14 protein-coding genes are annotated in these 12,600 nt (G+C 67.5%); 10 read left to right on the top strand and 4 right to left on the bottom strand.

What is annotated here, in order from left to right; all coding sequences use genetic code 11:
* Positions 1–19: 19 nt before the first annotated feature.
* The 3 genes from EGH23_RS13255 to EGH23_RS13245 all read left to right on the top strand — a co-directional run bounded on the left by EGH23_RS13255 (position 20) and on the right by EGH23_RS13245 (position 1,928).
* Positions 20–196 (top strand): ribbon-helix-helix domain-containing protein, encoded by a 177-nt coding sequence (locus tag EGH23_RS13255; RefSeq protein WP_135303406.1) that lies wholly within the window; start codon positions 20–22, stop codon positions 194–196.
* Entirely contained in the window at positions 186–902 is a 717-nt protein-coding gene (locus tag EGH23_RS13250) for a queuosine precursor transporter (RefSeq protein ID WP_220580467.1), read from the top strand. Before EGH23_RS13255 ends, EGH23_RS13250 begins: the two co-directional genes overlap by 11 nt.
* A gap of 66 nt (positions 903–968) precedes the next feature.
* Complete coding sequence (locus tag EGH23_RS13245) at positions 969–1,928, top strand: dienelactone hydrolase family protein (RefSeq protein WP_220580466.1); 960 nt, start codon at positions 969–971, stop codon at positions 1,926–1,928.
* Positions 1,929–1,947: 19 nt separating this feature from the next.
* Here EGH23_RS13245 and EGH23_RS13240 read toward each other — a convergent pair whose 3' ends face one another.
* Positions 1,948–2,742 (bottom strand): 23S rRNA (uridine(2552)-2'-O)-methyltransferase, encoded by a 795-nt coding sequence (locus tag EGH23_RS13240; protein WP_220580465.1) that lies wholly within the window; start codon positions 2,740–2,742, stop codon positions 1,948–1,950.
* Between the two features lie 49 nt (positions 2,743–2,791).
* Positions 2,792–3,382 carry a hypothetical protein gene (locus EGH23_RS13235; RefSeq protein ID WP_220580464.1) on the bottom strand — a complete coding sequence of 197 codons (591 nt, stop codon included), beginning with the start codon at positions 3,380–3,382 and terminating at the stop codon, positions 2,792–2,794.
* 184 nt (positions 3,383–3,566) lie between these two features.
* On the opposite strand from EGH23_RS13235, the gene EGH23_RS13230 reads away from it, so the two are divergent.
* The 4 genes from EGH23_RS13230 (at position 3,567) to hjc (ending at position 6,734) form a co-directional block, all read left to right on the top strand.
* On the top strand, positions 3,567–4,310 hold the full coding sequence (locus EGH23_RS13230) for a DNA polymerase sliding clamp (protein ID WP_220580463.1): 744 nt from the start codon (positions 3,567–3,569) through the stop codon (positions 4,308–4,310).
* 24 nt (positions 4,311–4,334) lie between these two features.
* Positions 4,335–5,216, top strand: coding sequence for an alpha/beta fold hydrolase (locus EGH23_RS13225; RefSeq protein ID WP_220580462.1), 882 nt, complete (start codon positions 4,335–4,337; stop codon positions 5,214–5,216).
* A gap of 36 nt (positions 5,217–5,252) precedes the next feature.
* Positions 5,253–5,864, top strand: coding sequence for a cell division protein CdpA domain-containing protein (locus tag EGH23_RS13220; protein WP_220580461.1), 612 nt, complete (start codon positions 5,253–5,255; stop codon positions 5,862–5,864).
* 351 nt (positions 5,865–6,215) lie between these two features.
* On the top strand, positions 6,216–6,734 hold the full coding sequence (gene hjc, locus EGH23_RS13215; protein WP_220580460.1) for a Holliday junction resolvase Hjc: 519 nt from the start codon (positions 6,216–6,218) through the stop codon (positions 6,732–6,734).
* A 108-nt stretch (positions 6,735–6,842) separates the two neighbouring features.
* Here hjc and EGH23_RS13210 read toward each other — a convergent pair whose 3' ends face one another.
* Positions 6,843–7,475, bottom strand: a complete 633-nt coding sequence (locus EGH23_RS13210) for an SWIM zinc finger family protein (RefSeq protein WP_220580459.1) — start codon at positions 7,473–7,475, stop codon at positions 6,843–6,845.
* Positions 7,476–7,623: 148 nt separating this feature from the next.
* Between EGH23_RS13210 and EGH23_RS13205 the strand changes: the two genes are divergently transcribed.
* Positions 7,624–7,833, top strand: coding sequence for a DUF7472 family protein (locus EGH23_RS13205; RefSeq protein WP_220580458.1), 210 nt, complete (start codon positions 7,624–7,626; stop codon positions 7,831–7,833).
* On the opposite strand, the gene priL is transcribed toward EGH23_RS13205, so the two are convergent.
* A complete protein-coding gene (gene priL / locus EGH23_RS13200; RefSeq protein ID WP_220580457.1) occupies positions 7,830–8,906 on the bottom strand; it encodes a DNA primase regulatory subunit PriL in 1,077 nt (358 codons plus the stop codon). The genes EGH23_RS13205 and priL overlap by 4 nt on opposite strands.
* 93 nt (positions 8,907–8,999) lie before the next feature.
* On the opposite strand from priL, the gene EGH23_RS13195 reads away from it, so the two are divergent.
* Positions 9,000–10,490 (top strand): MATE family efflux transporter, encoded by a 1,491-nt coding sequence (locus EGH23_RS13195; RefSeq protein WP_220580456.1) that lies wholly within the window; start codon positions 9,000–9,002, stop codon positions 10,488–10,490.
* A gap of 94 nt (positions 10,491–10,584) precedes the next feature.
* Positions 10,585–12,081: an MATE family efflux transporter gene (locus tag EGH23_RS13190; RefSeq protein ID WP_328765969.1), complete on the top strand. Its 1,497-nt coding sequence runs from the start codon at positions 10,585–10,587 to the stop codon at positions 12,079–12,081.
* Positions 12,082–12,600: the final 519 nt, after the last annotated feature.

Below are 12,600 nucleotides of genomic sequence, written 5' to 3'. Positions count from 1 at the left end.
CTGTCGGTATTCTCTCAGTATGCCCAAGATAAGCGTCGAAGTGCCCGCCGAGCTACTGGGGGACCTGGACGAACACGTCGGCGAGGACGGGAAGTTCGTCAATCGGAGCGAGGCCATCCGCGCCTCTATCCGCAAGACGCTCGATCTGCTGGACGACATCGACGAGCGGCAGGGACGGCTGGACGATGAGCAGTGACGGCCGGCCGACGCGCGGCGACGGCCAACCGGTCCGGATCGCCCTCGTCGCGCTGTTCGTGACGGCGCTGGTCGTCTCGCAGGTCACCGCCTCGAAACTGCTCGCCTTCGGCCTGCCCTTCTCGCTGCCCGTCGCCGGCGACACGCTCGTCCTCCCCGGCGCGGCGCTGGCGTACGCGCTGACGTTCTTCGCCTCCGATTGCTACGCCGAACTGTACGGCCGGCGGGCCGCCACCGTCGTCGTCAACGTCGGCTTCGCGATGAACTTCGTCCTGTTGGCGCTGGTCTGGAGCACGATCCTCGCGCCCGGCCTGCCCGCGGCGGCCCAGCCCGTGGACCCGACGGCGTTCCGGAACGTGCTGGCGGCCAGCACCGGCATCGTCGTCGCCAGCCTCGCGGCCTACGTCGTCAGCCAGAACCTCGACGTGTTCCTCTTCCACGCGCTGCGTGACCTGACCGACGGCGACGCCCTCTGGCTTCGCAACGTCGGGTCGACGGCGACGAGCCAGCTCGTCGACACCATCATTTTCGTCGGCGTCGGCTTCGTCCTCTTCCAGGAAATGCCGCTGGCCGGGGCGCTCTCGCTCGTCGTCGGCCAGTACCTCCTGAAGCTCACGATCGCGCTGGTCGATACGCCGTTCGTCTACGCCGTCGTCGGGTTCGCTCGCGGCAACGGCGTCGGTAGCGTCCCCGCGCGGGCCGACTGACCTGACCAGTATCTGCGGGGCAACTCGTCACAACGGCTTTGGTTCGTATAGCCTATCCAACAGGATATGCGAACTACCGTTCTCGCGTCGGCGCTGGCCGTACTGCTACTCCTGAGCGGCTGCACCGGCGCGCTCCAGGGGAGCGAGGCGGCCGCGCAGACGAACGCCACTGCGACTGCCACCACGACGACAACGACCGCGACGCCGGCTCCTACAGACGCACCGACCGCATCGTACAATCAGACGCCGCACATGGGGTGTCAACCGGGGGCGATCGAGAAGAACGGAACCTGCCGAGTTGTCACGAACGGGTCCAACGCCGACATCTTCAGCGCCGAGAACCTCTCGGCGATAACGGCTCGGAACACGACGATAAACGGCACCTCGGGCTATCTCGCTCGACCGGCCGACAACGGGACCTACCCCGCCGTCGTCATGATCCACGAGTGGTGGGGTCTCAACGAGAACATCAGGCACATGGCCGATATCCTCGCCGGCCACGGCTACGTCGTCTTCGCCGTCGACCTCTACGACGGCCGCGTGGCGACGAACTCCTCGGAGGCAGCCCAGTTGTCGGGCGAGGTGCGGAGCGACCCCGACGAGGCGGTAGCGGAGATGAGCAACGCGACCGCCGGACTACGCGCGCTGCCGTACACGACCGACCGGGTCGCCAGCCTCGGCTGGTGTTTCGGCGGCGGCCAGAGCCTGCAACTGAGTCTGAGCGACGCTGACCTGAATGCGACGGTCGTCTACTACGGGACGCTGACGACGAACGAATCGACGCTCCGGAACGTCGACGGTCCGGTGCTGGGCATCTTCGGCGCGGAGGATCAGGTCGTCCCCGTCGAGACGGTGCGGGAGTTCAACCGGACGCTCGGCGAACTCGGCGTCGAGCGGGAGATCTACGTCTACGAGGGAGCGGGTCACGCCTTCGCCAACCCGAGCGGCGAGAGTTTCCAGCCGGAAGCGACGAGAGACGCCTGGTCGAAGACGCTCGACTTCCTGAACCGGACGCTGAAGGAGTAGGGCGAAAAGCCGCACGTCCCTACTCCGCCGGCTGAGCGAACGCGTAGCGCGGTTTCACGTCACCGACGCGCACGTCGACCGTCTCGCCTTCCTCGACGCCGCCCACGAAGACGGTGAACCCCTCGACCTTGGCGATGCCGTCGCCCTCCTCGCCGATGTCCTCGATGGTCACCTCCACCACGTCGCCCTCGCGGACGGGCGCGGTCAGGCGGTGTTTCGCCACCAGATACAGCTCCGAGGAGGAGTCCCGGGAGGCGTCCGGACGGACCTCGCGGACGTACTCGAACTCCGGTTCGATGTCGGCTATCAGGTCGTCTAAGTCCTGGCCGTCGAAGACCTTCGCGGCGAAGTCCCCGCCCGAATCGAGGAGGTCCGTCGCCACCTCGAAGGCCTGTCGCACGAGGTGGACCGAGCGAGCGTGGTCTAAGTCGTACTCGCCGCTCATGTTCGGAGCCATGTCGGAGACGACCACGTCGACGGGGCCGCCGCGCCTGTCGTCCGCGCCGCCGACGACGTCTCGAATCTGATCCTTCGTGCTCTCGTCGGTCATGTCGCCGCGGACGTACTCGACGGCGGGTTCGGGGTCGTCGAGCGGGTCGATTCGCTGGCGGTCGACGCCGACGACGGTCCCGCGTTCGCCGACGCGCTCGGCGGCGACCTGTAACCAGCCGCCCGGCGCGGCCCCGAGGTCGACGACGGTGCGGCCCTCGCCTAACAGTCCGGCCGTCTCGTCGAGCTGCTGGAGCTTGTAGGCCGAGCGGGCGCGATAGCCCTGCTGCTTGGCCTTGTTGTAGTATTCGTCTTTCCGGCTCATTTGCCCCGAATAACCCGCCGAGGCGGTTATGGGTGTCGTTCTCCGGGTTCTACTCGCCGCGGAGCGCACCGTAGCCGAGCGCGGCGGCGACGGTGGCGACGACGCCGAAACCCGGCCCGGCCGCCCCGCTCCCGCCATCGCCGCCACCGTCTCCGCCCGACGCCGTCGCGGTACGGACGTCGCCGCTGACGGCGGCTTCGAGTTGGCTCGACCCGAGGCGTTCGAGACGGATGCCGACGTACCCGTCGGTGCACTGTTCCTGCGAGTTGATGACGAAGAGAGTGCCGGGCGGGACCTCCGTCGAGTTGTCGACGTACAGCGACCGCGAGTACTGTTCGTAGTCGGGCCGTCCCCGGTCGATGAGCTTCACGTCGTACGTTCTCGTCTCCTCGGCCGGCCAGTCGGCGAACTCACAGCTATCGGCGACCTGGGCGTCTGTCGGGTCGGTGGTCTGACCGACGTGGACGAAGAAGCCCGTCATGTCGTTCTCGGTCGCCGACCCGTCGGCGATGACGGCCTTCCTCGTCGACTGTGCCGCCGCCTGCCCGGACGCCGCGAGCGTCCCGCCGACGACGGTTCCCGTTGCAGCCAGCACCTCACGACGCGAGTAGGACCGCGAGGAGTCGTCCGTTGTCGTCATGCTGGCGACAGTTTGTTCCTCTGTTTGGAAAAGGCCTGAACTCGCAAATGCAAGCGGCCTGCGAGGCGTATTCGATAGCGCGTCCGTCGTTCGAGAGACCTCGCCGTCCGCTGATTGGGGGTCGCACGCGCACGCGGATTCAATGAGGGGCTTTTTAATGCATGGGGGCGTAGCCCGGTTCAAGATGTTCAACGCCATTGTGAGCGCGGACACGCTCCAGGCGGCTCTCGACTCTGTGAGCGTGCTGGTGGACGAATGCAAGATCCACCTCGAAGACGACGGGCTGGAGATCCGGGCGGTCGACCCGGCCAACGTCGGCATGGTCGACCTCCGACTGGACGCGGCGGCGTTCGAATCCTACGAGACCGACGGCGGACTCATCGGTGTCAATCTCTCTCGACTGGAAGACATCGCCGGCATGGCCGACTCCGGCCAGCTGGTCCACCTCGACTTAGACGAGGAGACGCGCAAACTCCACATCGCCATCGACGGACTCGAATACACGCTCGCGCTCATCGACCCCGACTCCATCCGACAGGAACCGGACCTACCGGACCTCGACCTGCCGGCTCACATCGTCATCGAGGGCCGTGACATCGACCGCGCGGTCACGGCCGCCGACATGGTCTCCGATCACATCGCGCTGGGCGTGAACGCCACCGACGAACTGTTCTACGTCGACGCCGAGGGCGACACCGACGACGTCCACCTCGAACTCACCCGGGACGACCTCATCGACCTCACCGCCGGCGACGCCCACTCCCTGTTCTCGTTAGACTACCTGAAGAACATGAACAAGGCCATCCCGAAAGACGCCGAGGTCGAGATGGAACTGGGCGAGGAGTTCCCGGTCAAGATGCACTTCAACTTCGCTGAGGGCGAAGGTCGCGTCACCTACATGCTCGCGCCGCGCATCCAGAGCGAGTAAACCCACCACCTTCGATAGGCTCCGATGCTCCCCGTCAGCGACTGGACGCCGGCCGACGCCCCCGCCCCTTCCTCTCTCACTGTCGACGGTCGACGGGTCGCTTACGCGACCTACGGCGACCCCGAGGGCACGCCGGTCATCTTCGCGCACGGGACGCCCGGGTCGCGGCTGCTGGGCCGCCTTCTCGACGAACCCGCCGCCGAGCGGGGGCTTCGTCTCGTCGCGCCCGACCGACCGGGCATCGGCCGCTCGGACGACGCGAGCGTCGGCATCGAGGGATGGCCGGCCGACGTCGCCGCGCTGTTGGACCCCCTCGACGTCGACGCCGCGAACGTCGTCGGCTTCTCCGGCGGCGCGCCGTTCGCGCTGGCGTGTCACCGACTGGAGCGCGTCGCTCGAATCGCGCTGGTCGGCGGGAGCGGCCCGCCGGGAATCAGCGACACCGGCCGGACACAGCGGCTTCTCGGTACGCTGGCTCGATACGCCCCGCCGGTGGTCTCGCTCCTCCTTCGAGGCCAACGATGGGCGCTCGCCCGCCGCGACCCGTCGTTCGCCCGCTCGCTCGTCGCCGACGGCGCTCCGGCGACGGACGCGCTGTCGGCCGACGAGGTGGCCCGCCTCGTCCGGGCCGACGTGCTGGAGGCGATGGCCGACGGTCCCGACGGGGTCGTGCGAGAACTGGGGCTGCTCGCCCGACCGTGGCCGTTCGACTTGGAGGAGGTGACCGTCCCGGTGACCGTCTTTCAAGGACAGCGAGACACGAACGTCGCCCCCTCGACCGGCGAGCGACTGGCCGCGGCCCTGCCCGAGGCGACGCTCGAAACAGTCGACGCCGACCACCTCGGAACGCTGTGTCGGGCCGGGAACAGCGTCCTGCGGGCCGTCTCCAGTCCGACGCGCGTCTGACGTATCGTTTTGTGGGATGGGGAACAACCCCGTGCCATGGAGAGCCTCGGAGACGCCTACGGTCCCCGCCGCGACGAGGGGCGGGACCCGCGCCGCGTCTTCGCCGGGGTCGTCCTCGGTCTCCTCGGTGCGACCGCCGTCGTCGTCGGCGTCTTGCTGGTGACGACGCCGCTGTCGGACTGGATGGGGGCCACCGACATCCGGGCCGCCGAGAAACTCGCCGGGACGCTCGGCGGACTGGGAATTCCGGCGATGTTCCTCGCCGTCGTCGCCGTCCTTCCGTCGAACCGCCGCGAGCGGTTCGGCGTCGGCGTCGGCACCCTCTGCTGTCTGGTCGGCATCGCCGTCTTCCAGTACGCCTATCCGGGCCGCTGGACGACCGGCGCGGAGACGCTGGCCTTCGAGACGGCGATGGCGTACTTCGTCGGCGCGTCGCTGTCCTTCTGGTTCGTCTTCACCGCGATGGCGAGTTTCCGCACCCGGAACAACCCGCAGGGAACGGTCCGACTGGAACTCACCCACGAGGGCGAGTCGAAGACGGTGCGGGTCTCACCGCAGGAGTACCGCCGCTACGCGGAGGCGGTGCGAAGCGACGGCGGCGAGACCGCGGAAGTCATTCGGGAGATCGAGGAGCGAGCGGAGGAGTAGCGAGGGACTGAGCGAAGCGAAGTCCCTCGACGAAACGAACGGTGACCGTAGGGAGCCGTGAGTAGCGAGGGATGCGTGTAGTCGTTCGAAAGACCGGCGGTCTTTCGTGACGAGCGTAGGACTCGCAGAGTCCCACGAACCTGTGAACGGACGGGAGAGACGCTAGAGAACAGATGACGAGAGAGCAACGCTCTCTCGAACCACGCGGCCCTCGAACGCGAACGGCGGAGCCGTGAGCGAAGCGACTCGTGAGTAACGGGGACTTTCCAGCTGTCTGTCACCGTGCCGTCCCGAACGATCACTTCCGCTAGCCGCGTGCCATTTTTAACCGCGACCGCTAAACGGACGCTAATGGCAAATTCGAACGCGAAGGGGGACCGCCGCGAGCGGGAACTCGTCAACGCCTTGGACGAGGCGGGATTCGCGGTGATGCGAGCGCCGGCCAGCGGCAGCGCGACCGAACGCGAACTGCCCGACGTGCTGACCGGCGACGGCGAGACGTTCTACGCGATCGAGGCGAAATCCAGCGCCGGCGACCCGATCTATCTGACCGGCGAGGAGATCGAGGCGCTGCTGTTCTTCGCGCGAAACTTCGGCGCGAAACCCCGCGTCGGCGTCCGCTTCGACCGCGAGGAGTGGTACTTCTTCCATCCGGGCGACCTCTACACGACCGACGGCGGCAACTACCGCGTCAAGAAGGAGACGGCCATCGCCGACGGGACGGACTTCGCGGAGTTCGTCGGCGACACGCGGAAGGTCACCTTAGACGAGGTGGCCGACGACGGGCCGGACCAGGCGGTGCTCGATATCCTCTCGGCGTTCGAGCGCGGCGATTTGGAGAAAGACGAAGCGGCCCACATGTTAGAGTAGCGAGGGGCGACGACCGAACGATAGTGGGGGAGCCGGCCCTCGAAGCGCGAGTGGAGAGGAACGACCTGCGAGCAGTAGCGAGAGTCTGAGCAGCGCGAAGTCTTTCGCCTACCCGACCAGCTCCGCCTCGGTGTGATTGAGTCGGGAGTACGGGAACGCGTAGCGGCGCGGGTTCTCGTTCCGCGCGGCGTCGCCGAGGTACGTCACCTCGACCACGACGTCGTCGGTGGGGTAGCCGTCGTTGGTGTCGTGTTCGGCGACGGTCTTTCCGGTGGCTTCGATGACGTACTCGTCCGCTCGCTCGGTCAGCACGTCGGCGACGACGAGGCTGTCGCCGGTCTCGCGGTCGACGACGATGTCGCCCGGCGCGACGCGACAGTTGCCACAGAGATGCGGCGGTTCGACCGCCTCGGGGACGAACGTCACCTCCTCGCAGACGTCACAGCGGGCGCGTTGGCGGCCCGGCGGCGCGAGTCTGCGGGCGGTAATCTCGATGGCGACCCGGCGGAGGTGTTTACACCGCTCGCCGCGAATCTCGTAGTCGGGACAGGTACAGGAGTGCTCGCGCAAGTCGACGACGTACGTGTGGCCGCTCTCGGTCGTGACCGCGTAGGTCCCGTCTCGTCGCTTCCGGACGGCCATCCGTTCGGTCCAGGCGCGGACGGCGCGCGAGGACAGCGTACTGGGGTCCGGTGCGAGTGCGGTCGGCTCCGAATCGGATGTTGGCTTGAGTAGCGTCATAGCTGTCGGACACGGCTGTTTTTCTCGGTGTGTCCAGTCGAAACGTAGGGCCTCTACGGACGTAAATCTCTCGCCCGGGCGAGCGGCAGAACGCCTCTCTCCGGGCCGCTTCGACACTCTTTTGGCCGGGCCGGAGGTAGCGCGCCACATGGAACTCGATCGGGAGGCAGTTATGCAGATCGTCATCTCCAGCGCCGCGCTGGTCGTCTTCGTCGCCGCCGCCGTCTTCGTCTCCACGAACTACGCGAGCAACGGGGGGCTGACCGACCAGGGTGGCGTCGCTATCGTCGGGGCTATCGGGCTGTTCATCGTCGTGATGCTCGCCGCCGGCGTCTGGATGGAACGACAGCGGTTCTAAGCGTCGGCCTCGTCCTCGCCGTTCTCCTCTCGCCAGTCCACCAGTTCGTCGTCGTCGGCGTCGTCCAGCTTCTTCTCGTAGTAGGCCATCGGGTGCGAGATGCGCTTACAGAGGTCGTCCATGTTGACGCAGTCGCCGTAGGACTTCATGGTCGAACAGGCCGGCGTCGAGTACTCCGTCGGGCTGGTGTCGCCGCGGATGTGGTCGACCTGATAGCGGGTCGCCTCCTCGCCGAATCCGGGGTTGACCTGAAAGAGGTCGACGATCTCGTCGGTCGTCATCCCGATGCTGGTGAGGAAGGCGGCGATGGCGAACCGTGAGTGGTGCTCGAGGTGCTCACCTTTCTGGACCTGATCGAGCAACGCTTGCATACAGGGCGGGAACATCTCGGGGACGACGGTGTCGATCTCGCGGGTCAGGTCGAGGTCGGCGAGCACCTCGCGGAGCCGTTCGACCTCCTCGTCGAGTTCGTCGGCGATGACGTCGGGCACGTCGAAGGGCAACCCGTCCTCGACGCGGTGGCGGATGGCCTGTTTCAACAGGACGTGGAGGTCGGCGGCGGCGACGCGAACCCGGCCGTCGGCGAGCGGCCGGTTGACCAGTCGCCACTCGTCGCCCCGCTGGTCGGCCGCCAAGTCGAGGTAGGTCCCCACGTCCACCCAGTAGCCGTCCTCTGCCTCGTAGACCGACGCCGCGAGGTCGAACTCCGCGAGGAGGTCGCGCAGCTCGACGCGCTCGCTCCGCGTGGACTTGAACTCCGTCGTCTGTTCGAACTCCTCGGCGAACCGCCCGTGGGCCGTCTCGGCCTCCGCGCGAGCGTACTTGCGGGTACAGACGTGCTGGTCGACCAGCGAGACGAGGACCCGCGCCACCGGATAGGACAGCAGTTCGACGCGGGTCCGGCGGTGCGGCTCGCCGACGGTGCCGTCCGTGATGGCACGTTCGACCCGCTCCAGCGCCCGCTGCGTGACGGTATCGTCGGTGGCGACGACCTCGCTCAGATCGACCGCAGCGGCCTCGACGGCCTCGCGTGCCCCTTCGAGGAACGGGTAGCGTGCGTGGAGCGGCTGCATGGACTGGCGTTTCGGACGTGGGCGAATAAATTTGCCGTCCCGGGTCGGACCAATCCAGATGAATTATCACTTCGCGTCTATGTAGGGTCGGACGTGCCAGAGACCGACCGCTCCGTGGATCTGACCGAGGGGGCGCTCCTGCGTCCGCTGTTGGCCCTCTCCCTGCCGCTCGTGGGCACGCAACTCCTCCAGGTCGCGTACAACCTCGTCGATACGTTCGTCGTCGGCCAGCTGGGCGGCGAGGCGGTCGCGGCGCTGACCTACTCGCTCCCCTTCATCTTCGTGACCATCTCGCTCGGGAGCGGGCTGACCATCGCCGGCACGGTTCTCGTCTCTCAGCACCGCGGCGCGGGCAACGAGGAGCGAGTGCGGACCGTCGCCGGACAGACCATAGCGGTCACGGCCGCCGTCTCGGGCTTTCTCTCTGCGGTCGGGTTTCTCGTCGCCCCGATTTTGCTGCCCTACGTCGGAACGACGCCGGGGTCGGCCATTCACGCGATGGCCGTCGACTACACCCGCATCGTCTTCGCCGGGACGGCGTTCATGTTCGGCGCGTTCGCGTTTCAGGCCATCCTGCGGGGCTGGGGCGACACGAAGACGCCGATGTACCTGATGCTCGGCAGCGTCCTCGCAAACGCCGTGCTCGACCCCTTCTTCGTGCTCGGGTTCGACGATAACGTCGTCTTTGAAATGGCCGGGCTGACGGGTCTCGAAGCGACGCTGTACGACCTGACGGGCTTCGCCGGCATGGGCGTCGAGGGGGCGGCCATCGCCACCGTCATCGCCCGCGGCGGGGCGGCGATCGCGGGCTTCTGGCTCCTCTTCTCGGGTCGGTTGGGCATCGCTCTCTCGCTTTCGGATCTTCGGCCGGACCGCGAGACGGTCCGGAAGATACTCGACGTGGGCGGTCCCGCCGGGCTCGAACGGTCGGCGGATTCGCTGGCCTACACCGGGATGACCGTCCTCGTGGCGATGGTCGGCACCAACGCCGTCGCGGCCTACGGCGTCGGCAACCGCATCAACACGCTGGTCTACCTCCCCGCGGTCGGTCTCGCACAGGGCGTCGAGACGGCGGTGGGACAGAACCTCGGCGCGGACCAGACGGCCCGCGCCCGGCGGTCCGTCCTCCTGGCGGCCGGTCTCGGCGGCGGTCTCTTCCTGCTCGCCAGCGCCGGGGCCTACGCCTTCGCCGCGGCCATCGTCGCCTCGTTCTTCGACGCGGGCCGGACCGACCCCGAGATCCTGTCGATGGGGGCCGACTACTTCCGCATCATCGGCCCGACGTACGTGTTCATGGGGCTGTTCCACCTCTTCAACGCCGCCTTCCGGGGGGCCGGCAGCACGCGCACCGCGCTGGCGTTCTCGATCACCTCTCAGTGGCTCTTTCGCATCCCACCCACGCTCGTCTTCATCACCGTCCTCGGTATGGGCGCTGCCGGCGTCTGGTGGGGAGTCGCCGTCTCCCACGTCGCCGCCGCCGCCATCGTCGCCGCGTGGTTCGTCTTCGGGAACTGGGACGACTCCGTCGTCGAGGACGACGCGGACGAGGCCGACGATCGCGAGTCGACCGTCTCCGCCGGCTAAAACGCTCGTGTGCGAGAGCGTACCGTACTCACGCAACGGCTATACTGACTGACCGACCAGTCAGTATCATGTTCGGTCTCTTCTCGCCCCGGCGGTGGTGCCGGTGACGGCGACGAGCGAGCAGGCGGAGCGGTTCACGCGGGGCAGTCTCCTCCGTCCCCTGTTGGCGCTTGCCGCGCCGCTAGTGGCGACGCAGCTCCTCCAGACGCTCTACAACCTCGCCGACACCTTCTGGGTCGGCCGCCTCGGTCGCGACGCCGTGAGCGCGCTCTCGTTCTCGTGGCCCATCGTCTTCCTGCTGGTGAGCGTCGGCGGCGGCATCGCCGCGGCCGGAACCATCCTCATCTCCCAGCACACCGGCGCGGAGAACGACGCGCAGGTGAGCCACGTCGCCGGGCAGACGTTCGTCTTCGTCACCGCGCTCTCCGTGGTCATCTCCGTCGTCGGCTACCTGGTGACGCCGCACCTGCTCGCGCTCATCGGCTCCCAGCCCGGCACGGCCATCCACGAGATGGCGGTCACGTACACCCGCTACGTCTTCCTGGGCCTGTACTTCCTCTTCGGTTTCTTCATCTTCCACGCCCTGCTCCGCGGCTGGGGCGACACCAAGACGCCGATGTACCTGATGGTCGGCAGCGTCGCGCTCAACGTCGTCTTAGACCCCATCCTCATCCTCGGCTTCGCGGACAACCCGCTACTGGTGTGGCTCGGTCTCGAAGAACTGGGTGCCAGCGCGCTCGCCGCGACGGGATTCACGGGCTTGGGCGTCGAGGGCGCGGCCATCGCGACGGTGTTCTCCAGGGGCCTCGCCGCCGGCGTCGGCTTCTGGCTCCTCTTCACCGGCCGCGTCGGCATCGAGCTGTCGCTCGCTGACCTCCGGCCCGACCCCGAGACGATGCGGAAACTCGTCAGCGTCGGCGGCCCGCTCAGTGTCGAACAGAGCACGCAGGCGCTGTCGGTCACCGTCATGACTGCACTGGTCGCCCTCGTGAGCGCCGACGCCGTCGCCGCCTACGGCATCGGCAGCCGCTTCACCTCGCTCGTCTGGCTCCCGATGATCGGCATGGGGATGGCCGTCGAGACGGTGGTCGGCCAGAACCTCGGAGCCGGGGAGCGAGAGCGCGCCCGACGGACGGTCCTGCTCGCCAGCGCCATTCTGGTGGTGACGTTCGTCGTCGCCGGGGCGCTCGCCGTCCACTTCGCCCCCGCCATCGTCGGCGTGTTCATCACCGGCGAGCGAGCGGGGAGCGTCGTCGACCACGGCGCGACGTTCGTCCGCATCGTCGCCCCGACGTGGGCCGTCATGGCGGTCTTCCACATGATCAACGGCGCGTTCCACGGTGCCGGCTCGACCCGCCTCTCGATGGCCCTCGGACTGGTGACGATGTGGGGCTTCCGCGCCGCCGCCGCGGCGTTCCTCGTCGTCGTCCTCGGCATGGGCGCGACGGGCGCGTGGTACGGCATCGCGGCCTCCAACGTCGCCGCTACCGTCGCCGCCGTCGCCTTCTTCCTCCACGGTGGCTGGCTCGGCGGCGTCGTCGAGGACGACGGCGACGCCGACGCGACCGAGGTCGCGACGCCGGCCGACTGAGGAGGATCTCGTGATACCGCAGGCCGGTTCTCTTACACTGTTGTCTACGAATCGCCCGATACGGAGAAAGCATTTACCAGTCGGTAGAAACGACGACGTATGCATCTCTCTCGACGGTCCGCTCTCCAACTAGCCGGTGTCGCACTCAGTGGCGGTTTCGCTGGGTGCACGTCACCGACTTCAGGCGTACCCGCGACGCGGTCACCGGAACCCACGGCCCAGCAACAGCCAGAATTGAAACTTACAGGCGAGGTTCTGCGCCAATCGTCGGCCGACGCACCGGCAAGGGTGGCGGCGACGCTTACGAATAGCGGGAATAGCACAATCAGTCTCGGATTCGGTCCAACACTCCTCTTCAGTGACACAGTCCCCGAAGAAAACGTAGTCCGAACGGACACGCTCGTTCTCGACCCGGAATCTCGCGGGGTATTACGCGGTGACCCTGTACGAACGTCAGCAGGGTGCTGGCGCTATCCTGAGGACGGGCGAGACGGGATTCAGAGTTCGCTGGAGTATCGG

It is taken from the genome of Haloarcula nitratireducens (assembly GCF_019599505.1).
The sequence above is the reverse complement of the archived record's forward strand: the minus strand, read 5'-3'. Positions and strand labels throughout refer to the sequence as shown.